The organism is Microbacterium sp. NPDC055988, from assembly GCF_042269505.1.
In the GTDB taxonomy this organism is placed as follows: domain Bacteria; phylum Actinomycetota; class Actinomycetes; order Actinomycetales; family Microbacteriaceae; genus Microbacterium.
Genome location: NZ_JBHJXY010000001.1, coordinates 2,143,928 through 2,164,923 on the forward strand (window position 1 = coordinate 2,143,928; position 20,996 = coordinate 2,164,923).

Consider the following 20,996-nt stretch of genomic DNA (forward strand, 5'->3'; position numbering starts at 1 on the left):
AGGGAGCGGTCTCAGCCGTCCACGTCGAGGTAGGCGGGTGCGTCGGGGCGACGGGTTCCCGGGATCCGATCCACGGCGCCGAGGTGCTGGCGGAGGTCGTCGAGATCCGTGCGGGCGCGTTCCATCGCGAGGCGCTGGCGCTCGATCACTCGGCGGGCGCGGTCGGCGAGGTGCACGGGCAGGGGAGTGCTGGGCGGTGTCCACGGTTCGATGACGGCCGTGTCCGCGGTTCCGGGGGCAGCCGTCAGGATCCGGTCGGCGTCGAGCTCGAGACGATCCAGCAGCTCGGTCCACTCGTCGATGTTCCGCCGGCCGAACTCTTCGTCGGCGCTCACGAACGCGTCTCCGCGACGGTCCTGGCGGCTTCGTGCCAGGCATCCCGCAACGGGGCGACGATCCCGTGGCAGGCGCGCGTGCGTTCGGGGTCGCGGCCGATGTTGGCACCGATCAGGGTCTGCGACAGGAACACGTAGACCGAGCGCAGGCCGGCGCTGCCGTTCCAATCGTCGGTGAGAGAGGAGGACAGCTCTGCCACGATGGCCTGCGCGTGCTGGAGCTGGGCGTTCGCCTCGGTCCAGTCCTCGGCCCGCTGCGCGGCCTCGCCGCGTTCGATGTCGAGCATCAGCCGGTCGTAGAGCAGTGTCACGAGACGCTCGGGCGGTGCCGACAGGACGGCGTCGTCACGGTAGCGCTGCTGAGCGCGCAGGGCGGCGTTCATGCTCACTTCCCCGAGCTCGAGGTCGGCAGCGCGGCGATCTGCGAGGACAGGTAGGTCGACTGCGACTGCAGCTGCGAGAGCATGACCTCGAGTCGGGCGTAGGTGCGCTCCAGGTTCGCCTTGCGCTGGGCGAGACGCACGTCCCAGCGCTCCATCTGCTCGCCGAGGCTCTTCACCTCGCTCTCCTGTCCGGTGATGCGGGACGTGAGCAGGCCCTCGTACTTGTCGGAGTAGACCTTCGCGGTCTCCTGCACGCGCGAGGCGACGTCGGAGAACAGTCCGGCGACCGCATCCGGGTCCTTCGCGAGGGCTTCGGCGAACTTCTCCTCGTCGAAGCTCAGCACGCCGTACATGTCGGTCGAGATGCCGATGGAGGAGGGGGAGACCCCGTCGATCGGATGCTGGATGGCGTCGGCGAGCGCCGTCCGCAGCGAGCGGACCGTGCTGTCACCGGTGAAGACGCCCAGGGTCGTCTTCTCGCCCGCGTTCGCGGCGACGGTCGCCTTCGAGCCGTTGTCGATGCGCGTCAGGATGTCTTTGACCGCGGCGATGAACTCGGCGGACGCTTTCGTGCGGGCCGCGGTGTCGACGGTCACGCCGATCGTGACGGGATCGGCGGATGCCGCGGAGACCGTGACGTCGACGCCGTCGAAGAGGTCGGTGAAGGTGTTGCCCGACGAGGTCAGCACCTGCTCGGCACTGGTGCCGGCCCAGAGCCGCAGCTGCGCGTCGGCGCCCACTGCGATGACGGCCGCCCCCGCTTCGGTGGCGAGGTCGGATGCGGTGCCTGCCTCGACCGCGGCGACATCTCCTCGGTAGGCGCGGAACTGACCGGCCTCGCCCGAGTCGGCCGCGCGCAGCTGCAGGCGGTGCAGGGGGTTGCCGTCGGCGTCGCGGCCGGCGGGCACCGCCGAGGCGACGACTCCGAAGCCCGCTTCGTTGATGGCCTGGGCGACGTCCTGCATCGAGGCGCCGTCGGCCTCGATCTGCAGACGCTCTCCCTTGGCGTTCTCGAGGGTGATCACGGGCGGGTCGACGGGCCACCCGTTCGATGCGGCCGAGACGATGGTGTGGTTCTTCGCGATCTTGTCGACGACGATCTCCGCCGAGACCGGGGCGGCACCGGTGCGGGTCGCGACCGTGACGGTGGTCGACGACGACGATGTCGTGAACCGGGCCAGCCCGTCGGGCGACGCGGCCTTCCCTGCAGCGGTGGCGAGGTTCTGGATCGCGGTGTTCAGCGTCTGCAGCTGGGTGACGATGCCGCTCTTGTCATCCATCTTCGCCTTGAGCAGCGAGCGCGGGATGGCGTGCACGTCCATCAGGGCCTTGATGACCTCCGTGGTCTTCAGGCCGGAGACGAGGCCGTCGAGCGAGAGAGACATGATCGCCTTTGCGGGTCAGGGGCGGATAGGGTCCGGGCGACGGTCGCAGCCGCCGCCCGGACCCTATGGCGTGGATCAGCGCAGGAGCTGGAGAACGCCCTGGTTGGACTGGTTCGCCTGGGCCAGCATGGCCGTGCCCGCCTGCGACAGGATGTTCGCCGAGGTGAACTTGACCATCTCGGACGCCATGTCGGTGTCGCGGATACGGCTCTCGGCGGCGGACAGGTTCTCTGCCGACACGTTGAGGCTGTTGATGGTCGACTCGAAGCGGTTCTGCAGCGCACCGTAGCCGGCACGTGCGGTCGAGACCGCCTGGATCTGCGTGTCGATGCCCGCGAGCGCGGTGCCGTACGTCGCTGCGTCCGTCATCGTGGCCGCGAGCGTCTTGATGTCGGCACCGAGGGTGTCGAAGTCGGTCAGGGCGACCGAGATCTGGTCCTCGGCGGCGACCGCACCCGCACCGACCTGGAACGTCAGCGTCGTGCCGCCCGAGAGCAGCTTGATGCCGTTGAAGTTCGTGCTGTCGGCGACACGGGTGAGCTCGTCACCCAGGGTGTTGATCTCCTTCTGGATCGCCTCACGCGACTTCGCGTTGTTCGAGTCGTTCGCGCCCTGAGCGGTCAGGTCGCGCACACGCTGCAGGATCGAGTGGACCTCGGTCAGGGCGCCTTCCGCGGTCTGGATGACCGAGATGCCGTCCTGAGCGTTGCGAGCCGCGACGTTCAGGCCGTTGACCTGCGAACGCAGGCCCTCGGAGATCGCGAGGCCGGCGGCGTCGTCCGCTGCCCGGTTGATCCGCAGGCCGCTCGACAGCTTCTCGAGCGACTTCGACAGGTCGTTCTGCGTGTTGGACAGGTTGCGGTAGGCGTTGAGCGCCGACACGTTGGTGTTGATCTGCATACCCATAAGGGTTCTCCTCCGTGAATTTCGTTGTGCGGGAGACCATCCGTGGTCTCCCGCACACACCTATCGGCGGCGGGAGCGCGGGCGTTAGCCGAGTGAGCGGGGAACGCCGTCAGGCGGGAGCCGATTCGCGGAAGACGCCGGCGATCCGCGCGCTGGCCGCATCGGCGATCCGCGTGAAGTACGCATCGCGCGCTCCGGCCGACACCCGTGTGGTCGTGGCGGGGGCTGCCCCCTCGGCGAAATACCGGTCCAGGGCGTCGCGCAGCAGGCGGATGGCCTCCGACCGCTGCTGCGACACGGCGGAATGGGTCACCCCCAGCTCTTCGGCGATCTCCTTGACGGGGCGCTCTTCGAAGTAGACGCTCTGGACGATCCGGCGCATGCGCTCGGGGAGGGCGGCCACGGCCTGCTCGAGTACCTCGCGCCGCTCACCGACGAGCGCCGATTCCTCGGGCAGCAGGACGTCGGCCGTCACATCGCGTGCGGCGGGATCTTCCAGTGTGGTGACGGTGCGGGCGGCATCGCCGAGGGCTTCGAGGACGACATCCTTCGCGACACCCATGGCTGTGGCGACCTCGGCGGCCGTCGCCGTCCGGCCGAGCCCGGCGGTGAGGGTTTCGCGGACGGCGACCGTCTCTTTGATGCGCTTGCGGATACCGCGGGATGCCCAGTCCATGGAACGCATCTCGTCGGCGAACGCACCGAGGATGCGGCGGCGTGCATAGGCGCCGAAGGGCACGCCCAGAGCCGGGTCGAAGGCGTCGGCGGCGGTCACGAGCGCGAGCGCTCCGACCGACGCCAGCTCGTCACGGGGGATATGAGTGGCTCGAGCGTGCGTTTCGGAAGCGAGGTAGCCGACCAGGGGGAGGTTGCTCTCGATGAGGAGATTGCGCTCAGCGCGCGACGACATGGGGGATGATCCACCTCTCTGGATTCACTCCGGAAGCTCCAAGGAGATGAGTAGATGCACATATCACACTTGTCGCGATCTGTACATGGGGAGAACTACCCACCGCCGTTCCACATAGTAACCTTAGGGGCGCGGCAGCCGATAGTGACCTTTGGCCGCGTTAACAGGCGTGGCGATCACTGGGGAAAAGGGGATCATGGGAGCCAACGAACTATCGATACAGCTGTGGCGAGAGCGTGAACTGCTCGAGATGCTGCTCTTCAAACTAGACGAACAGCAGCTGCTGCTCGCCGCCGGACGATCCCAGTGGATCCAGTTTGCCGCCCGCGAGATCGATCAGGTCCTCGATCGCCTGCGTGGTGCAGGACTCGCGCGCACCGTCGAGGTCGCCGCGGTCGCCGAGGAGTGGGGGGCTCCGGAGGGCGCGACGATCCGAGAACTGGTCGCGCATGCGCCGGAGGGAGCCTGGCAGGAGGTGTTCGCAGACCACATGCGGGCGCTGACCAGACTCGCCGCCGAGGTCGAGCAGCTGCGCGACGCGAACACGGAGCAGCTCAGCGGAGTGCTCCGCGCCACCCAGGAGACGCTCGCCGCGTTGGGGCACGAGACGGGCGAATACACGACGAACGGTGACCGCGCACGCGACGACGCAGCGCGCATCATCGACACCGAGATGTGACCGGAAGGGGATCATGTCGACCTTCAGTGGATTGAACACCGCGGCCAGCGGACTCGCGGCCGCGCGACGCGGTATGGATGTGGTCGGGCAGAACATCGCCAACCAGAAGACAGAGGGGTACACCCGTCAGCGGGTGCAGACCTCTGCGGTCGCCGCCATCGCCCAGTCGGGCAGATTCAGCGTCGGCGCCCTCCCCGGGCACGGCGTCTCGATCGACGGGGTGGCGCGTCTGGGCGATGCGCTGCTCGACGCCCGAGTCCGCGACTCGCTCGCCGCATCGGGCTTCTGGTCCACGCGCGCGGTCGCCGCGACCACGATCGAGGCTTCGCTCGCCGAGCCCACCGAGAACGGACTGGCGGCCCGGCTGTCGAAGTTCTGGTCGGGATGGCAGGACCTCGCGAACACCCCGGACTCCGGCGCGGCGGCGTCCAGCATCCTCGAATCCGCGAAAGAGCTCGCCTCTCACATCGTCGGCGGCTACCGGACCGTGGCTTCGCAGTGGAACGATGCACGCGCCACGGCCGAGCGCACCGTGACCCAGGTGAACGCGGCTGCCGACCAGATCGCCGTGCTCAACGGCGAGATCCGCGACGCCCTCGCCTCCGGCCGCTCGGCGAACGAGCTCATGGACCAGCGCAGCGTTCTCGCGCAGAACGTCGCCCGCATGTCCGGCGCGGCGGCCACGATCGAGAGCGACGGGTCGATGACCCTCCGCGTCGGCGGCAACGCGCTGGTCTCGGGGTCCGATTCCCGACACCTCGTCCTCACCGGTCCGGCCTCGATCGACGCGGGTCAGCGCTTCACCGTCTCATGGGAGTCCGCCCCCGACCTCCCGGCCTCGATCGACGGCGGCGAGCTCGGTGGTTCGCTCGCCGTGCTCGCACCGGCAGCGGACGGCGGGATGCTCGCTCAGCTCGCCTCGACCTACGACGCGGTGGCGACAGCGCTGGCCGGGGCACTGAACGCGCAGCACCGTGCGGGTGTCACGTCATCCGGCCAGGCGGGCGGGGACTTCTTCACGCTCCCGACGACCGGCTCGGCCGCGCTCGGACTCAAGGTCGCCGTGACGACCCCGTCCGAGCTGGCGCTCGCCGCACCGGGCGCCGGTGCGCTGGATGCGACGAATGCTGATCTGATCTCGCAGATCGGGCGGAGCGCCACCTCGCCCGACGCGCTCTGGTCCGATCACGTCACGCGCTTCGGGGTGGCGACGGCCGCCGACGTACAGCGGGCGAAGGTCTCCGATTCGGCGGCGGTCGCCGCGGTCGGGGCGCAGCAGTCCGTGGCCGCCGTCGACGGCGACGAGGAGACGATCAGTCTGCTCACCTACCAGACCGCGTACCAGGCGGCAGCCCGCGTGATGACGGCGGTGGACGAGGCGCTCGACGTCCTCATCAACCGCACCGGCCTCGTCGGACGCTGATAAAGGAGCATCGTGATCTCTCGAGTGACATCGTCATCCATGACGCAGACGGCGATGCGCCAGCTGCAGTCGAACCTCACGGAGCTGGCACGTCTGCAGGAGCAGGCGACATCGCAGCGCGCCTTCGCCACTCCGTCCGAAGACCCGGCAGCCGCGGCAGCCGCCCTCGCCCTGCATGCCGAGCAGCGCCGCAACGACCAGTACGCGCGCAACATCGACGACGGGCTCGCGTGGGTCACAGCGGCGGATGTCGCGATCACCGCGAGCACCTCGCTGCTGAGCCGGGTCCGCGACCTCACTTCCCAGGGTGCGAACGACGGTGCACTGGACGCGACCGCCAAGGAGGCCCTGGCCGTCGAGCTCGAGGGCATCCGCAAGGAGCTCCTCACGCAGGCGAACACCCGGCTGCTCGGCCGTTCGGTGTTCGCGGGTACCTCCGACACGGCGGCGTTCGCCGCGGATTACTCGTACAGCGGCGTGGCCGGGTCCGAGGTCGGCCGTCGCGTCTCCGACGCGGCATCCGTCCGGGTCGACACCGACGGCGCCGCGGTCTTCGGCACCGGAGACGACTCGGTGTTCGCGCTGGTCGACAAGATCGTCGCCGACCTCCGCTCCGGAACAAACGTCGGTCCGCGCCTCGCGGAGATCGACGACCGACGCACGGCCATGCTCGGGGTGCAGGGTTCCGTCGGAACCCGCCAGTCTCAGATCGAACGCGCCAAGGAGGCGGCAGTGCAGAATTCCGTGTCCCTCGAATCCCGCCGCACGGCGGTCGAGGACGTCGATTCGATCGAGGTGCTGGTGCGTCTGCAGGCGCAGGAGCTCGTGTACCGCTCCGCGCTCGCCGTCAACGCCCGCGTGCTGCAGCCCTCGCTGATGGACTTCCTGCGATGACCGCCGCGCTCACCTTCCTGACGCCCCCTCCGGGCCTCGCTCCGCACGTCGACTTCGCTCTCGCGCCGGTCGACGGTGCTGACGGTCTGTTCTCGATGCGGGCCGTGGACGACGTGGACCTGCGGCTGTACCTCGTCGACCCGCGAACCGTGCTCGGCGAGTACGCGCCGATCCTCTCCGACGAACAGGCCGAGAGTCTGGCGCTCGGCTCGGCTGATGATGCGCTGGTCCTCGTGGTCGCCCACCCCTCCACGGAAGGCGTGAGCGTGAACCTGATGGCTCCGGTGATCGTCAATCGCACCACGGGAGCCGCGTCGCAGGTGATCCTCGAGGATCAGGACTACCCGCTCCGCGCTCCGCTCGGCTGAGGCACCGGCAGCGGGCGCCCCGGGCCGCTCTCACAGCGCATGCACGGCTACCCTGGAGACGTGATCCTTGCCGTCGACACCTCCCTGGGCACCGCTGTGGCCCTCATCGATGCCGACGGGGCGCGACGCGCCGAGGCGGCAGCCGTCGACCCGCTGGGCCATGCCGAGGTGATCGGCGACCTGCTCGTCGAGGCGCTCGCCGATGCCGGTCCCGGTGAGGTGACGCATGTCGTCGCGGGCATGGGCCCCGGCCCCTTCACCGGTCTCCGCATCGGCATCGCCGCGGCCCGCGCCTTCGCGCTCGGACGCGACATCCCGGTCGTCCCGGTTCCCAGCCACCTGGCTGCCGCGCTCACCGCGCTCGAGACCGAGACACAGCCGTTCGCGATCGTCACCGACGCCCGCCGTCGCGAGGTCGCGATCACGGTCTTCGACGGGCTGGATGCCGATGGGATCCCGCACGTGGTCGCCGAGACCGTCCTCGTGCGGGCGGCGGACGCCGACGCCCACCTCGAGGGTGTTCGCCGCGTCGACGTCGCGACGCTGTCGGCGGTGGACCTGGCGCGCGTCGGAGCACGCGCCCTCGCCGCCGGCCGAGTGCTCACGGGCGACGAGCCGCTGTACATGCGCCACCCGGACGTGACGGTGCCCGGCGCGCCGAAGAAGGTCGGCTCATGACCCTCCGCGACGCCACCGTGGACGACCTCGACGCGATCATGACGATCGAGGAGCGGTCCTTCCCGACCGACGCGTGGAGCCGCGAGACGATGGCCGCCGAACTCGCGAGCGTCCACGGCCGCTACCTGGTCGACGAGCACGACGACGCGATCATCGGCTACGGCGGCGTGCGCGCCTTGCGCGGCAGTGTCGACGCCGACATCCAGACCATCGCGCTCCTCGCCGAGCACCGCGGGCAGGGTCGGGGCCGTGCACTCCTGCGTGCCCTCCTCGCCGCCGCGGCCGAGCGCGGTGCTCGCGAGGTGTTCCTCGAGGTCAGGGCCGACAACCCCGCCGCAGAGGGTCTGTACCTCGCGGAGGGCTTCGAAGAGATCGGCCGCCGTCCCCGCTACTATCAGCCGGACGACGTGGACGCGATCGTGATGCGTCTGGAACTGCGCCGCCACCGGGCGTCGCACGACACTGCCGAGGAGGCGAAGGCATGAGCGAGCCGCTGGTCCTCGGCATCGAGACGAGCTGCGACGAGACGGGCATCGGCATCGTCCGCGGTCGCACCCTGCTCTCCAACACCATCGCGTCGAGCATGGACGAGCACGCCCGTTACGGCGGCGTCGTGCCCGAAGTCGCCGCCCGAGCCCACTTGGAGGCACTGCAGCCCGCAATCGATGCGGCGCTCGCCGAGGCGGGCGTGCGCCTCGATGACCTCGATGCCGTCGCCGTCACGAGCGGTCCCGGTCTCGCCGGCGCCCTGATGGTCGGAGTGGGAGCGGCGAAGGGCCTGGCCGTCTCGATCGACAAGCCGCTGTACGCCGTCAACCATCTCGTGGGACACATCGCCGCCGACATCCTCACGGCCGATTCCGCGCCGCTCGAGTACCCGACCATCGCGCTGCTGGTCTCCGGCGGCCACACGTCCCTGCTGCACGTCCGCGACCTCACCACCGACGTCGAACTGCTCGGGGAGACGATGGACGACGCTGCCGGCGAAGCCTTCGACAAGGTCGCCCGCCTGCTGTCGCTGCCGTACCCCGGCGGCCCCGAGATCGACCGAGCGGCGGCCGACGGCGACCCGGATGCGATCCGGTTCCCGCGCGGTCTCTCCCGCGCCTCCGATCTGGCGAAGCATCGGTACGACTTCTCGTTCTCGGGGCTGAAGACCGCCGTCGCGCGGTGGGTCGAGCGCTGCGAAGCCGACGGGGTCGAGGTGCCGGTGGCCGATGTGGCGGCGAGCTTCCGCGAGGCGGTCGTCGACGTGCTGGTGACCAAAGCACTCGCGGCCTGCGCCGACCTCGGCGTGCCGCGCCTGCTCCTGGGCGGCGGGGTGATCGCGAACCGTCGGCTGCGTGAGGTCGCGCTCCGACGCGCCGCGGAGGCCGGCGTCACGGTACGGATCCCCCCGTTGTCGCTGTGCACCGACAACGGCGCGATGATCGCCGCGCTGGCCGCCGAGCTGATCTCTTCGGGCCGCCGACCGTCGACACTGGCGTTCGGGGCGGACTCGACCCTCCCGGTCACCGAGATCCAGATCGCTGAAGCGGTGCCCGCATGAGCGATGTCTCGGGCTCGCCCGACGCGAAGACGCCCCAGGCGCCGCCGGCGCGCGTCGAACGCGCCAGTCACGAGGTCGAGCAGCATCCCGGGGCAGCGCCCCGGCTGCCGGGCGCCCGGCGCGACGGCTACACGAAACTCCCCACCGGGCCCGTCGGCATCGAGCCGGTGGTGGTGAGCGGACCCGACATCGATGCCCCGGGCGAGGCGGAGTGGGAGCCGACGACCGGTGCCATCCCCGTCGACGACACCCGGCTCGCGCCCTGGGCACTGCTCGCCGCGATCGTGGCCCTCGGGGCGTCGTTCTTCGTCGGCTGGGGTATCCCCGTCGCGGTGGTGGCTGTGATCGCAGCGATCATGTCGCTGCGTCGTCCGCTCGAGAGTCGTGCGATCGCGCTGTGGGCGCTCGTGCTCGGCCTCTGCGCGACGGTGTACAGCCTGGGCTGGTTGGTCTGGGCAGGCATGCAGTTCGAGAAGCTCGGCTGAGCGGATGCTCGAGCCGGAGGAGTCGGAGGAGCTGCGTTCCCTGCAGGCGCGGGCGTACGGGCGCGATTCCTCGCTGACGGCGGCCGAAGCCGAACGTCTTCGGAAGCTGGAGGACCGTCGACGCGCACCGGCAGCCGTGGCCGGACCGAATGCCGAGCACGTCGTCTCCGGGCAGCGCGAGTCGGATGAGGCGCCGGCCGTCGCCGACGCCGATGTCTCCGTCGGCGAGAGCGAGGCGGAGGACGCGGCTGTGGCGGCGTCCGCCGATGCAGCGAGCGACGACGCGGTCGAGGCATCCACGGCCGCATCGTCGTCCTGGCGCTCGCTGTTCTCCCTGCTGCGCACGCGCTGGCGGCCGGTCGCCCTCGCAGCCGTCGTGGTGCTCGCGATCGGGGTGGGTGTCGGCTGGCTCGCGTTCGGCCGATCCGGCGCCGCAGCGGTGGAGCTGACCACCGAGCAGCAGGCATGGCAGAACGAGCTCGTCGCGGCCGGTGTGTACGATCCCGGCTCGATCCGCGCGCTCGGCGTCGAGGAGGACGTGGTCATCTGGACGGCGACGAAGGACGCGAGGGAGCGCACCTGCCTGATCCTGGGCACGGGTGAGGCGACGGTTCCGTCCTGCGACCGTACCGAGATTCTCGCCGAGACCGGCATCTACGGTTCGATCTCGGTCAAGGGCGACGGTGCTCTGCAGCGAGAGGTCAGTGCGCAGATGCTGTTCACCGCGTCGGGCGAACCCGCAGTCGCGGTGAGCGCCTACGACTTCAACCCGAGCGACAGCGGCATCACCTACGCGAACGAGGCCGAATCGGAGACGGCGGCTCGACTCGCGGAGAACGGGTTCCAGGCCGGTTCGCTCTGGGTGGTCGGCTACGACGGCGACGTGCCGATCTGGACGGCGGTGCAGATCGAGTCGCAGAACCAGTGCCTCATCTACGACGGATCCACCGATGAGGCTCCGGTCACCTGCGCCGACCCGCAGACCATGCAGGAGCAGGCCTCGAGTCTCGTGCTCAACGTCGTCGACGCCGAGACCGGTGGCGTGACGAACTTCGAGATGAAGTCGAATCAGGGGCCCGGGTATCTGGTGATCACCCGGGAGGGAGGCACCTCCGGTGCCGGGGGAGACTGACACCGCGGAGCTCCGGGCGCTGCAGCGGAAGGCCTATGGGCGAGGCGGGCAGCTGACAGAGGCGGAATCCGAGCGCCTGCGCGCGCTCGAGGACGGGGTCACCGCGCAGCCGACCGCGGATGTGGCGGATGCTCCCGATCTGAGACAGCCCCACGGCGCACCGGAGGCGAAGGCGCAGGAGACGCAGGCGCAGGATGCGCAGGAGACGCAGGAGCCGCCGGCCCGCGGCGTCACGCGCCAGCGGGCGATCATGACGCTGATCGCCGCGACCGCCGCTGTCCTCGCCGTCGGGGTCGGCATCGGCGGGGCGCTCTTCGCGCCGCGAGACGCGAGCATCCCGCTGACGCCGGAGCAGCAGCAGCGCCGCGGAGAGCTGGCGACCGAGGCGTTCGACCCCGGTTCCGTCCGTGCGGTGGCGCAGAACGCCGACGCCCTGGTCTGGTACGCGACGCAGGATGGCGGATCGGTGGCCTGCCTGATCCTCGATGTCGATGAGCTGTCGCAGACGAACTGTCTCGCCGTGGAGGAGACGGAGCGCGGATTGTCGGCGGCGCTGTCGCTGCCCTCCGAAGCTTCGGGCGAGGCGGCAGTCTCCGACACCGTCTACGCCACGATGCTGATGTCGACGGCGGGGGAGCCGTTGGTCGCGATCCAACGGTGGGGCGGGGTGGATTCGCTCACGGCCCAGTTCCCCGAAGAGGTGCGCGACCGCGCGGAGTCGCTGCTCACGGATGGTTTCGAACTCGGTCTCTCGCTCGTCGGGACGTTCCGCAGCGCGCCGGTGTGGCTGGCGGATCGGCTCTCGGATGCGGGAGCGACGGAGCGATGCCTGATCGTGGATGCCGCCGGTCCCGTGGTGTGCAAGGGCTTCGAAACCGCGGTCGCGGAAGGGCTCGGCATGGAGCTCGTATCGGTCGACCAGGCGACGGGCGGCACGAAAGCGGTCACCGCGCTCGACCTGCGGTTCACGGGCCAGCAGACGCCGTATCTGACGGTTTCGGTCGAGGCTGAGGAACCCGAGGCTGTGGAGCTCGAGGCTGTGGACGACCCCTACATGATTCAGGTGTCGCCGGGTGAGCGGGTCGAGATCCCGAACCCGGGCGACGACGGCTGACCGCGTCCGAGCGCGGGCGGTCAGCTTGCGGCAGGGACCCGATCGGCGAGGATCGCCCGCCGCTGATCGCCGATGCGCGCGAGGATCAGCGTGGCCTCCTGATCGCCGCGCAGCACGAGCTTCTTCCGGAACGTCGCAGGGTCGATGTCGACGCCGCGCTTCTTGATCTCGATGCGACCGATGCCGTGCGCCTTGAGAGCGGCGCTGATCGCCTTGGGGTTGGCGGGCAGGGTCTCGCGTACGCGGAACGATTGCACGAACGGGCTCGTCAGGGCGGCATCCGAGGTGAGGTACGCGATGTGCTCGTCGAGCATCCCGGCGTCGAGGCTCCGGGCGACATCGCCGATCAGGCGGGCGCGGATCACCGCGCCGTCGGGCTCGTGCAGGAAGGCGCCGAGCTCGCGCACCGGTTCGTCGGCGACGTCCGCCGGTGCGGTCATCTCGTGCGAGCGGTCGCCCCGGATCACGAGTGCTGAGCGCCGCACGCCGTCGCGGGCGAGGGCGCCGCTCCATACGACCAGCTCGACGACGCTGCCGTCGGCGCTCACCCACTGCGCCTCGGCGTCGGCGGGAAGCGCGTCGCGGTCGTGCGCGGGGCCGAGCTTGATGCCCGTCGGCACGCGCGCGGCGACGTCGAACGCCCAGTCCAGCGAGGGAGAGTAGTCGTCGGCGGACACGCGACGGGTCTCGCTGTGCCCGGAGGTGCGCCGCGCGGGATCCATCCAGACCGCGCGCTCGGCCTCCGACCCCTCGAACGCGTCCTCCGCCGTGCTGTGCCGCACCACCGCGCCCTCTCCGAAGGGTGCGAGGTTGTAGGCCGCGATGGCGGCGGTGACCTCGTCGGCATCGACGGCGAGCACATCGAGCCCGGCTCCGGCGAAAGCGAGCGCGTCGCCGCCGATCCCGCACCCGAGGTCGGCCACGGCCGTGAAACCCGCGCTGCGGATCCGCTGTGCATGCCGTGCGGCCACACCGAGTCGCGTGGCCTGTTCGAGCCCGGCTCTGGTGAAGAGCATCCGCGCGGCGAAGGGGCCGAACTTCGCCGACGCCTTGGATCGCAGGTGCGCCTGGCCGACGACCGCCGAGACCAGCTCGGGGGAGTGCCCGGCGGCACGCAGCCGCGAGACGGCGCGCGCGACGTCGGCCGTCGACTCGACGGCCCCGGCCGCGTCGAGCAGTTCGAGACCGGCGGGGGTCAGCAGGGCACGCAGCTCGGACATCTCCACGCCCTCAGCCTAATTCCCGCCCGTGCCCGCGAATCCCGGGGTGCGCTGGCACTCGCATTGCATGAGTGCCAGCCCAGCGCATAGACTGGATTAGCACTCTCGGGTTGAGAGTGCGAACAAGTCTTTCGTGTCAGTGTCAAGAAAGAAGAGGTAGACCGTGTCGGTTTCCATCAAGCCGCTCGAAGACCGCATCGTCATCCAGCAGGTCGAGGCCGAGCAGACCACCGCGAGTGGCCTGGTCATCCCCGACACCGCCAAGGAGAAGCCCCAGGAGGGCGAGGTCGTGGCTGTCGGCCCCGGCCGCATCGACGACAACGGCAACCGCGTTCCGATCGACGTCGCCGTCGGCGACCGTGTCCTGTACAGCAAGTACGGTGGCACCGAGGTGAAGTTCGGCGCAGACGAGTACCTCGTCCTGTCCGCTCGCGACGTCCTGGCGGTCGTCGTCCGCTGATCTGCTGAACCCGGTTCCGTCCCTCTCGAAGGGGGCGGGCCAGGTCCCGAAGGGGCTCGGATGCGTGTGCGTCCGAGCCCCTTCTGCATCCGCCATCGGTCATCCGATTCCTGCCGATCTCTGCGGGGCGGCCGACCGGCGCTCTCGGAGCCTCCACCGCGGGAATAGGGTTGTGCGGTGACCCCCGAGACGACCCGCGCCACTCAGACCGCCGGAGTCGCGTACGCCGGATCCGCCTACCTCCTCTGGGGCGTGCTCCCGCTCTACTTCCTCCTCCTCGTTCCGACCGGTCCGTGGGAGGTCGTCGCGTGGCGGGTGCTCCTGTCGTTCGTCTTCTGCATTCTGCTGCTCACGGTCACGCGCGGCTGGGCGCCGTTCGGCGTGATCCTGAGGCAGCCGAAGCTGCTGGGGTGGACCGCGCTCGCCGGTCTGCTGATCTACGTCAACTGGCAGGTGTTCCTCATCGGAACCCTCAGCGACAACGTGGTCGAGACGAGCCTTGGCTACTTCATCAACCCGATCACGACCGTGCTGCTGGGTGTCTTCGTGTTGAAGGAGCGCATCCGCAAGCTGCAGTGGGCCGCGATCGCCATCGCCGCGATCGCGGTGGTCGTGATCGTCGTGGCCTACCGCGCCTTCCCGTGGATCGCGCTGTCGCTGACCGCGTCGTTCGGGGTGTACGGGCTCATCAAGAAGAAGATCGGCCCGGCGGTGGACGCCGTCAGCGGTCTGACCCTCGAGTCGTTCTGGCTGATCCCGATCGCCGTCGTGCAGCTCATCGTGGTCGCCTCGACCCCCGCAGGCCTCACGATGGGCGGGAACGGATGGGCCCACGCGGTGCTGCTGGCATTCGCCGGCGTCGCGACGGCGGTCCCTCTGCTGCTGTTCGCGGCGGGCACCCGGAGGATCAACCTCACGGTGATCGGGATGATCCAGTTCATCACCCCGGTGATGCAGTTCGTGATCGGCGTCGCGGTCCTGCACGAGCCCATGCCACCCGAGCGCTGGGCCGGGTTCATCATCGTCTGGATCGCGATCGGCGTCTTCGTCGTCGACCTGCTGATCGCCGCTCGCCGAGGGCGCAGGATCGCGCAGCCCGAACTGGTGTGAACCCGCGGTTCTCCGCCCCGGAATCCCGGTGTCGGATCGTTAACGCACCGAGATACTTGCACCCCCTGTGCGCGGGTCCCACGCCCTAGTGTTAGAGCACCCGCCCGTGGTCACAATCCACGTTCAGTTACGCAAGGGAGCATCATGAACGCATTGAAGGGCTCGCGCACCGCGAAGGTCTTCGCCGGGATCGCTTTGATCAGCGCATCCGCCATCGTCATCGCCGGCTGCAGCAGCACGCCGAACGCCGAGCCGAGCGAAGGCGGTGAGAAGCCGGCCGTCGATCTGACGCTCAAGCTCGGCTCGCTGCTTCCCGCGACCGGTTCGCTCGCGTTCCTCGGCGCACCGATGGAGGCCGGCGTCCAGCTGGCCGTCAACGAGATCAACGAGGCCGACGCCGGTGTGACCATCGACCTCACCACCGCCGACGAGGGCGACCTCGACAACAAGGCGTACGAGACGTCGATCACCAACCTCCAGAACGAGGGCATCACCGCGATGGTCGGCGCCGCATCGTCGAGCGTCACCAAGCTCATCCTCGACGGCAACGCCGGAGCGGGAATCCTCACCGTCTCGCCGTCGAACACCTCGCCGGACTTCTCGGGCATCAACCCGCTGTACTTCCGCACCGCACCGAGCGACAACCTGCAGGGTGAGGTCCTCGGCAACCAGATCGCCGAAGACGGTCACAAGACCCTCGGCATCATCTACCAGAACGACCCCTACGGCACGGGCCTGTTCGAAGCCATCAAGTCGACGTTCGAGGGCACCGGCGGCGAGGTCGTCGCCGATGCGTCCTTCAACCAGGGCGACGGACAGTTCAACGCTCAGGTCTCCGAGATCGCGGCTGCCAAGCCCGACGCGGTCGCCGTCGTCTCGTACGACCAGTTCGCGACCATCGCGCCGCTGCTCGGCAACGCGGGCGTCGACACGGGCTCGCTGTACCTCGTCGACGGCAACCTGAAGGACTGGGGCACTGACGTCTCGGTCAACCTCGAGGGCTCGAAGGGTACCCGCGCCGGCGCCGAGCTGCCGCAGGACTTCCTCGACCAGCTCAACGAGGTCTGGACCGCCGACGGCAACGACCCCATCGACGCCGTGACCTACTCGGCCGAGGCGTACGACGCCGTAATCCTCATGGCGCTGTCGGCTCTGGCCGCCGGCTCCGTCGAGGGCGCAGACATGGCTGAGCAGATGGCCACCGTGTCCGGCGGCGGCGACGAGGGCGAGAAGTGCACCACCTACGCGGAGTGCGCCGACATCATCAACGGCGGCGGCACGGCGGACTACGACGGCCTCTCCGGTGAGATCACGTTCGACGAGAACAACGACCCGAAGGGCGCCGCCATCGGCGTCTACGAGTTCGGCGCCGACAACACCACGACGCGCCTCAAGTAAGCGCGTAGACGAGGCCCCGGATGCTCGGCATCCGGGGCCTTCGTCGTCCCCGGGCTCGTTCCGTCCCGCCCCGGTTCATTCGTCGGGAGTTTTCACGGATGTCGGGAGAAACGCCGGGCGAGTACCCGACGGATGCGCGAACTCCCGACGGATGCTCACGCATCGGGGACACACGCTGAAGGGGGATGCCGCGTGGCATCCCCCTTCAGCGTGACGCGCTCAGGCGGCGTCGGTGCCGAGTGTGCCGAGGTACAGGCCGATGACCTTGGGGTCGTTCAGCAGTTCACGCCCCGAGCCCTCATAGGCGTCCTTGCCCTGATCGAGCACGTAGCCGCGGTCGCAGATCTGCAGGCAGCGCCGCGCGTTCTGCTCGACCATGATCGTCGTCACGCCCGCCTTGTTGATGTCGGAGACGCGGATGAACGCATCATCCTGACGCACGGGGGAGAGGCCGGCGGAGGGCTCGTCGAGCAGGAGAACAGATGGGTCCATCATCAGCGCCCGCGACATGGCGACCATCTGCCGCTCGCCGCCCGAGAGTGAACCTGCGCGCTGCTTGAGGCGCTTGCCCAGCTCGCCGAAGATGCTGCTGACGAACTCCAGGCGCTCGGCGAAGATCTTGGGGTTCTGGTACAGCCCCATCTCCAGGTTCTCCTGGATCGTGAGCGACGGGAACACGTTGTTCGTCTGCGGCACGAAGGCCACGCCACGGCGCACGAGCTTGTCGGCCTTGAGCCCGACGATGCTCTCGCCCTTCACCGTGACGTCGCCCGAGCGGATCTCGACCATGCCGAAGATCGCCTTGAGCAGCGTCGACTTGCCGGCGCCGTTCGGACCGATGATGCCGATCAGCTCGCCCTTGTGGGCCACGAGGTTGGCGCCGTTGAGGATGTTCACCCCTGGCAGGTACCCGGCATGCACATCGGTCAGCTCGACGATGACGTCGTCGTTCTTGATCTCATTGCGCTCGGCGGGTGCGGGCGCCGGAGTGGGCGCGGATGCGTCGGTCATGCCTTCTCCTCCTCGACGTCTTCGGCCTCGACCTCAGCCTCGACCTCGGTCTCGATCTGCTCCCGGATGCGGATCGCGTCCTCCTCCGAGATCACGGGGAGGCGGCCGGTGACGGCCCCGAGATCGACGTCCTGGTGCGCGCCCAGGTAGGCGTCGACCACGGCCGGATCCTCCATGACCTGGTCGGGCGGACCCTCGGCCACCACGCGGCCCTCGGCCATCACGACCACCCAGTCGGCGATGTGCCGCACCATGTGCATGTCGTGCTCGACGAACAGCACCGTCATCCCCAGATCCTTGAGGTCGAGGATGTGCTCCAGCAGCGACTGCGTGAGCGCGGGGTTCACGCCGGCCATCGGCTCGTCGAGCATCACCAGGGTCGGGTCGCTCATGAGCGCGCGGGCCATCTCGAGGAGCTTGCGCTGACCGCCCGAGAGCGATGCGGCGAAATCCTGCTCCTTGGCGTCGAGCTTGAAGCGGGTGAGAAGCTCGTGCGCACGCGCCTCGATCTCCTGATCCTGCTTGCGCCAGAGGAAGGGGAACAGGCCCGCCCAGAAACCCTCGCCGCGCTGATCCTTCGCGCCGAGCTTCATGTTCTCGAGCACGGTGAGCAGCGACAGGGACTTGGTCAGCTGGAACGTGCGGACCTGTCCCATCCGCGCGACCTTGAACGAGGGGATGCCCGACAGGTTGGTCCCGTCGAACGACCAGGTGCCGCTGTTGGGCTTGTCGAAGCCGCACAGCAGGTTGAACAGGGTCGTCTTGCCGGCGCCGTTCGGGCCGATCAGCGCGGTGATCGCGCCGCGCGGGATCTCCAGGTGGTCGACGTCGACCGCGGTGAGACCGCCGAAGCGGCGCTCCACCGCATCGACGATCAGGATCGGGTCGACCTTCTTGACGCCCGGCGCTGCAGGTCCAGCGGCGAGCCCCTGGGTCTTTGCGCGGGGCGTGCTCTTCGCGGGTGTGACCACCGCGTCGTCGCTATTTGACAAAGGTCATCTCCCTCTTGTTTCCGAGGATGCCCTGCGGGCGGAAAATGACGATCAGCATCAGCACGACGCCGATCACGATGTACCGCACGACGTCGGCCTGTGCGCCGGACATCGGCAGATATCCGGCGTTCGCCATCGCGGGGAGAAGCGCGCCGAGGAAGGCGAACACCACCCAGAACAGCACCGCGCCGAGGGTCGGTCCGAGCACGGTGGCCGCGCCGCCGAGCAGGAGGATCGTCCACAGGAAGAACGTCAGCGACGTCGAGTAGCTGCCGGGGATCACCGCCGACGGCAGGATGAAGACGATGCCGCCGACTGCGCCGATCACACCACCGACCACGAGCGCCTGCATCTTGTAGGCGAAGACGTTCTTGCCGAGCGAGCGCACCGCATCCTCGTCTTCGCGGATGCCCTTGAGCACGCGGCCCCACGGGCTGCGCATGAGCGCCCACACCACGAGCACGGCAATGACGAGCGCGATCAGTCCGACCACGCGCACCCACAGGTCGGTCGCGTTGTACGTCCACGGGCCGAAGCCGTAAGTCCCGGGAGGGAACGGGTTCGAGTCGCGGAAGCTCTGGTGGTACCCGGAGAGTCCGCCGGCGGAGTTCGTCCAGTCCTTGAAGAGCTCGGTCACGAACATGAGCCGCACCACCTCGGCAGCGGCGATCGTCGCGATGGCGAGATAGTCGGCACGCAGGCGCAGGGTCGGGATACCGAGGATGAGCGCGAACGCCGCGCCGCCGAGCATGCCGACGAGGACGCCTGCCCACCACGGGAACCCGAAGGTCAGGATCGAGATCGCGTAGCCGTAGCCGCCGATGGCCATGAACGCGGCCATACCGAAGTTGAGCAGGCCGGTGTAGCCGAAGTGCACCGCGAGGCCGGTGGCCGCCAGGGCGTAGGCGATCGTCGTCGGGCTGAAGAGATAGGAGGCGGTGTTGCCGAAGATGCTTCCGAAGTCCATGCGTCAGCCCAACCTTTCCTTGCGTCCGAGGATGCCTTGCGGCCGCACCAGCAGAATGATGATCAGGGCGACGAGTGCCGTGGCGTACTTGAGATCCGACGGCACACCCAGCAGGGTCGACACCTCGACGGCGAGACCGACGATGATCGAGCCGATCAGGGCGCCGATCGCCGATCCGAGGCCACCGAGTGTGATCGCGCAGAACATCAGCAGCAGCATCTGCATGCCCATGTCCCACTTCACGCCGGGGCGGAAGTACGCCCACAGGATGCCGGAGATCGCGGCGAGTGCGCCCGCGAGGATCCACACCGTGCGGATGACCTTGTCGACGTCGATGCCGGATGCCGCGGCCAGCTGCGGGTTGTCCGAGATCGCTCGGGTGGCCTTTCCGGTGCGGGTCCTGGTGAGGAAGAACGCGACGCCGAGGATCACGATGATGCTGGTCGCCATGGCGATCATGTCGATGTACGACAGCGAGATGGGTCCGAGGCGGATGGGCTCGGGGCTCGCGCCCGGCAGCTGGTAGGTGTTGCCGCCGATGAAGTACTGCATGCCGTAGCGGAGGGCGAGGGAGAGGCCGATGCTCACGATCATGAGCTGGACCACACCGAGGCCTTTTCGACGCAGGGGTTTCCAGATCCCGGCATCCAGCGCCCACCCGAGCGCGGCTCCGCCGATGACGGCGGCGATGATGCCGAGCCAGAGGGGGAGGTTCCAGAACGTCGTGCACAGCAGCGCGACCACGGCGCCCCACGTGACCATCTCGCCGTGGGCGAAGTTGGAGAGGCGGGTGGTGCCGTAGATGAGCGCGGCGCCCATCGAGGCGAGTCCGAGGAGGAGCCCGAAGTTCAAGCCGCCGACGATGCGCGACAGGAGCTGATCGAGGAACGACACGGTGACCCGCTCGCCCGCTCCGAGGAAGAAGTTGACGATCTTGGTGCCCGTGAGGCCGAATTCGAGTTCGAACGACGCGGTGGTCCCCGACACGGGCTGAATGCCCTCGGGAAGTTGCGTCGCGTCGACGATGACGCCCTTCGGCAGCGTGGATTCGTCCACCGTGAGGGTGTACGTCTCCATCTCCGGCACGTACAGGCGCCACTTGCCTTCGGCATCCGTCTCGGTCTCGGCTTCGAAGCCGTTGCCCTCGATGGACATGACGACGCCTTCTACCGGCTCATCCGCGTTGGTGACGACGCCGGCGAAGTAGAAGTCCGTGACCTCCTGCCCGTCGTCCGTCGTCTCGGCCGACGCCGATGAGGGGGGCAGGAAAAGGAACGCCATGAGCGCCATGAGGATACCGAGGCAGATGACGGCCCAGGGGCGCCTTCGCTGCACGGCGATTGTTGTGGGTCCCACGCAACCTCCACTGTGAGTGCTGTCACTGCGGCATCGGGTATGAACCGCAGCGATGGACGACGCATTTGAGCGTAGTGTGCGATCTGCGAATCACCTACCGCCGGGTCCAACGGTCCGGTAACGGCCGGCTCCGGGAATGTTCTCGGGCGCGTCGCGCTTAGAATCTTCATACGGGCCGCGGCCCCGCAAAGGCCGACGTCGACCGCCCCTCGCACTCGGACATGCGCGACTCGCGCAGAAG

23 protein-coding genes are annotated in these 20,996 nt (G+C 68.9%); 13 read left to right on the top strand and 10 right to left on the bottom strand.

Features of this window, described 5'->3' with window-relative positions; genetic code table 11:
- Positions 1 to 11: 11 nt before the first annotated feature.
- From ACFC14_RS10310 to ACFC14_RS10330, 5 genes are all read right to left on the bottom strand, one after another.
- Positions 12 to 335 carry a hypothetical protein gene (locus ACFC14_RS10310; RefSeq protein WP_376103811.1) on the bottom strand — a complete coding sequence of 108 codons (324 nt, stop codon included), beginning with the start codon at positions 333 to 335 and terminating at the stop codon, positions 12 to 14.
- Positions 332 to 718: a flagellar export chaperone FliS gene (gene fliS / locus ACFC14_RS10315; protein ID WP_376103814.1), complete on the bottom strand. Its 387-nt coding sequence runs from the start codon at positions 716 to 718 to the stop codon at positions 332 to 334. Before fliS ends, ACFC14_RS10310 begins: the two co-directional genes overlap by 4 nt.
- A gap of 2 nt (positions 719 to 720) precedes the next feature.
- On the bottom strand, positions 721 to 2,103 hold the full coding sequence (gene fliD / locus ACFC14_RS10320; protein WP_376103817.1) for a flagellar filament capping protein FliD: 1,383 nt from the start codon (positions 2,101 to 2,103) through the stop codon (positions 721 to 723).
- Between the two features lie 75 nt (positions 2,104 to 2,178).
- The gene (locus ACFC14_RS10325) at positions 2,179 to 3,009 is read right to left on the bottom strand and encodes a flagellin (protein ID WP_136042788.1); all 831 of its coding nucleotides are present in this window, start codon (positions 3,007 to 3,009) and stop codon (positions 2,179 to 2,181) included.
- A 109-nt stretch (positions 3,010 to 3,118) separates the two neighbouring features.
- On the bottom strand, positions 3,119 to 3,919 hold the full coding sequence (locus ACFC14_RS10330; RefSeq protein ID WP_376103821.1) for a sigma-70 family RNA polymerase sigma factor: 801 nt from the start codon (positions 3,917 to 3,919) through the stop codon (positions 3,119 to 3,121).
- A 196-nt stretch (positions 3,920 to 4,115) separates the two neighbouring features.
- Between ACFC14_RS10330 and flgN the strand changes: the two genes are divergently transcribed.
- Genes flgN through ACFC14_RS10380 form a run of 10 tightly spaced genes read left to right on the top strand, consistent with a single transcriptional unit; the run spans position 4,116 to position 12,241 of the window.
- Positions 4,116 to 4,598, top strand: a complete 483-nt coding sequence (flgN, locus tag ACFC14_RS10335) for a flagellar export chaperone FlgN (protein WP_136042784.1) — start codon at positions 4,116 to 4,118, stop codon at positions 4,596 to 4,598.
- A 13-nt stretch (positions 4,599 to 4,611) separates the two neighbouring features.
- On the top strand, positions 4,612 to 6,021 hold the full coding sequence (gene flgK / locus ACFC14_RS10340; protein ID WP_376103824.1) for a flagellar hook-associated protein FlgK: 1,410 nt from the start codon (positions 4,612 to 4,614) through the stop codon (positions 6,019 to 6,021).
- A 12-nt stretch (positions 6,022 to 6,033) separates the two neighbouring features.
- Entirely contained in the window at positions 6,034 to 6,915 is an 882-nt protein-coding gene (locus tag ACFC14_RS10345; protein WP_376103827.1) for a flagellar hook-associated protein 3, read from the top strand.
- On the top strand, positions 6,912 to 7,283 hold the full coding sequence (locus tag ACFC14_RS10350; RefSeq protein ID WP_376103830.1) for a flagellar assembly protein FliW: 372 nt from the start codon (positions 6,912 to 6,914) through the stop codon (positions 7,281 to 7,283). Before ACFC14_RS10345 ends, ACFC14_RS10350 begins: the two co-directional genes overlap by 4 nt.
- A gap of 60 nt (positions 7,284 to 7,343) precedes the next feature.
- Positions 7,344 to 7,961, top strand: a complete 618-nt coding sequence (tsaB, locus tag ACFC14_RS10355) for a tRNA (adenosine(37)-N6)-threonylcarbamoyltransferase complex dimerization subunit type 1 TsaB (protein WP_136042780.1) — start codon at positions 7,344 to 7,346, stop codon at positions 7,959 to 7,961.
- Positions 7,958 to 8,446 (top strand): ribosomal protein S18-alanine N-acetyltransferase, encoded by a 489-nt coding sequence (rimI, locus tag ACFC14_RS10360; RefSeq protein ID WP_376103833.1) that lies wholly within the window; start codon positions 7,958 to 7,960, stop codon positions 8,444 to 8,446. Before tsaB ends, rimI begins: the two co-directional genes overlap by 4 nt.
- Positions 8,443 to 9,510, top strand: coding sequence for a tRNA (adenosine(37)-N6)-threonylcarbamoyltransferase complex transferase subunit TsaD (tsaD, locus tag ACFC14_RS10365; RefSeq protein ID WP_136042778.1), 1,068 nt, complete (start codon positions 8,443 to 8,445; stop codon positions 9,508 to 9,510). Before rimI ends, tsaD begins: the two co-directional genes overlap by 4 nt.
- Positions 9,507 to 9,995 (top strand): hypothetical protein, encoded by a 489-nt coding sequence (locus ACFC14_RS10370; RefSeq protein WP_376103836.1) that lies wholly within the window; start codon positions 9,507 to 9,509, stop codon positions 9,993 to 9,995. Before tsaD ends, ACFC14_RS10370 begins: the two co-directional genes overlap by 4 nt.
- 4 nt (positions 9,996 to 9,999) lie before the next feature.
- Positions 10,000 to 11,127, top strand: coding sequence for a hypothetical protein (locus ACFC14_RS10375; RefSeq protein ID WP_376103839.1), 1,128 nt, complete (start codon positions 10,000 to 10,002; stop codon positions 11,125 to 11,127).
- The gene (locus ACFC14_RS10380) at positions 11,111 to 12,241 is read left to right on the top strand and encodes a hypothetical protein (RefSeq protein WP_376103842.1); all 1,131 of its coding nucleotides are present in this window, start codon (positions 11,111 to 11,113) and stop codon (positions 12,239 to 12,241) included. Before ACFC14_RS10375 ends, ACFC14_RS10380 begins: the two co-directional genes overlap by 17 nt.
- A gap of 20 nt (positions 12,242 to 12,261) precedes the next feature.
- Here ACFC14_RS10380 and ACFC14_RS10385 read toward each other — a convergent pair whose 3' ends face one another.
- On the bottom strand, positions 12,262 to 13,461 hold the full coding sequence (locus tag ACFC14_RS10385; protein WP_376107157.1) for an SAM-dependent methyltransferase: 1,200 nt from the start codon (positions 13,459 to 13,461) through the stop codon (positions 12,262 to 12,264).
- Between the two features lie 163 nt (positions 13,462 to 13,624).
- Here ACFC14_RS10385 and groES point away from each other — a divergent pair, with 163 nt between their 5' ends.
- The 3 genes from groES (at position 13,625) to ACFC14_RS10400 (ending at position 16,429) form a co-directional block, all read left to right on the top strand.
- The gene (groES, locus tag ACFC14_RS10390; protein ID WP_028502311.1) at positions 13,625 to 13,921 is read left to right on the top strand and encodes a co-chaperone GroES; all 297 of its coding nucleotides are present in this window, start codon (positions 13,625 to 13,627) and stop codon (positions 13,919 to 13,921) included.
- Between the two features lie 177 nt (positions 13,922 to 14,098).
- Positions 14,099 to 15,031 carry an EamA family transporter RarD gene (gene rarD, locus ACFC14_RS10395; protein ID WP_376103845.1) on the top strand — a complete coding sequence of 311 codons (933 nt, stop codon included), beginning with the start codon at positions 14,099 to 14,101 and terminating at the stop codon, positions 15,029 to 15,031.
- 144 nt (positions 15,032 to 15,175) lie between these two features.
- On the top strand, positions 15,176 to 16,429 hold the full coding sequence (locus ACFC14_RS10400) for an ABC transporter substrate-binding protein (RefSeq protein ID WP_136042772.1): 1,254 nt from the start codon (positions 15,176 to 15,178) through the stop codon (positions 16,427 to 16,429).
- 219 nt (positions 16,430 to 16,648) lie between these two features.
- Here ACFC14_RS10400 and ACFC14_RS10405 read toward each other — a convergent pair whose 3' ends face one another.
- The 4 genes from ACFC14_RS10405 to ACFC14_RS10420 are packed head-to-tail and all read right to left on the bottom strand — an operon-like array spanning position 16,649 to position 20,755.
- On the bottom strand, positions 16,649 to 17,440 hold the full coding sequence (locus ACFC14_RS10405; RefSeq protein ID WP_240745119.1) for an ABC transporter ATP-binding protein: 792 nt from the start codon (positions 17,438 to 17,440) through the stop codon (positions 16,649 to 16,651).
- The gene (locus tag ACFC14_RS10410) at positions 17,437 to 18,411 is read right to left on the bottom strand and encodes an ABC transporter ATP-binding protein (protein ID WP_376103849.1); all 975 of its coding nucleotides are present in this window, start codon (positions 18,409 to 18,411) and stop codon (positions 17,437 to 17,439) included. Before ACFC14_RS10410 ends, ACFC14_RS10405 begins: the two co-directional genes overlap by 4 nt.
- A gap of 10 nt (positions 18,412 to 18,421) precedes the next feature.
- Positions 18,422 to 19,399, bottom strand: a complete 978-nt coding sequence (locus tag ACFC14_RS10415) for a branched-chain amino acid ABC transporter permease (RefSeq protein WP_029262245.1) — start codon at positions 19,397 to 19,399, stop codon at positions 18,422 to 18,424.
- A 3-nt stretch (positions 19,400 to 19,402) separates the two neighbouring features.
- Entirely contained in the window at positions 19,403 to 20,755 is a 1,353-nt protein-coding gene (locus ACFC14_RS10420; protein ID WP_376103852.1) for a branched-chain amino acid ABC transporter permease, read from the bottom strand.
- Between the last annotated feature and the right edge of the window lie 241 nt (positions 20,756 to 20,996).

What these genes read in the sequence shown, in the direction of transcription:
- ACFC14_RS10415 (WP_029262245.1), bottom strand. Translation starts at nt 19,399, where the DNA reads ATGGACTTCGGAAGCATCTTCGGCAACACCGCCTCCTATCTCTTCAGC.
- tsaD (WP_136042778.1), top strand. Translation starts at nt 8,443, where the DNA reads ATGAGCGAGCCGCTGGTCCTCGGCATCGAGACGAGCTGCGACGAGACG.
- ACFC14_RS10405 (WP_240745119.1), bottom strand. Translation starts at nt 17,440, where the DNA reads ATGACCGACGCATCCGCGCCCACTCCGGCGCCCGCACCCGCCGAGCGC.
- ACFC14_RS10400 (WP_136042772.1), top strand. Translation starts at nt 15,176, where the DNA reads ATGAACGCATTGAAGGGCTCGCGCACCGCGAAGGTCTTCGCCGGGATC.
- ACFC14_RS10325 (WP_136042788.1), bottom strand. Translation starts at nt 3,009, where the DNA reads ATGGGTATGCAGATCAACACCAACGTGTCGGCGCTCAACGCCTACCGC.
- fliD (WP_376103817.1), bottom strand. Translation starts at nt 2,103, where the DNA reads ATGTCTCTCTCGCTCGACGGCCTCGTCTCCGGCCTGAAGACCACGGAG.
- ACFC14_RS10385 (WP_376107157.1), bottom strand. Translation starts at nt 13,461, where the DNA reads ATGTCCGAGCTGCGTGCCCTGCTGACCCCCGCCGGTCTCGAACTGCTC.
- fliS (WP_376103814.1), bottom strand. Translation starts at nt 718, where the DNA reads ATGAACGCCGCCCTGCGCGCTCAGCAGCGCTACCGTGACGACGCCGTC.
- flgK (WP_376103824.1), top strand. Translation starts at nt 4,612, where the DNA reads ATGTCGACCTTCAGTGGATTGAACACCGCGGCCAGCGGACTCGCGGCC.
- ACFC14_RS10350 (WP_376103830.1), top strand. Translation starts at nt 6,912, where the DNA reads ATGACCGCCGCGCTCACCTTCCTGACGCCCCCTCCGGGCCTCGCTCCG.
- flgN (WP_136042784.1), top strand. Translation starts at nt 4,116, where the DNA reads ATGGGAGCCAACGAACTATCGATACAGCTGTGGCGAGAGCGTGAACTG.
- rimI (WP_376103833.1), top strand. Translation starts at nt 7,958, where the DNA reads ATGACCCTCCGCGACGCCACCGTGGACGACCTCGACGCGATCATGACG.
- ACFC14_RS10370 (WP_376103836.1), top strand. Translation starts at nt 9,507, where the DNA reads ATGAGCGATGTCTCGGGCTCGCCCGACGCGAAGACGCCCCAGGCGCCG.
- ACFC14_RS10330 (WP_376103821.1), bottom strand. Translation starts at nt 3,919, where the DNA reads ATGTCGTCGCGCGCTGAGCGCAATCTCCTCATCGAGAGCAACCTCCCC.
- ACFC14_RS10375 (WP_376103839.1), top strand. Translation starts at nt 10,000, where the DNA reads ATGCTCGAGCCGGAGGAGTCGGAGGAGCTGCGTTCCCTGCAGGCGCGG.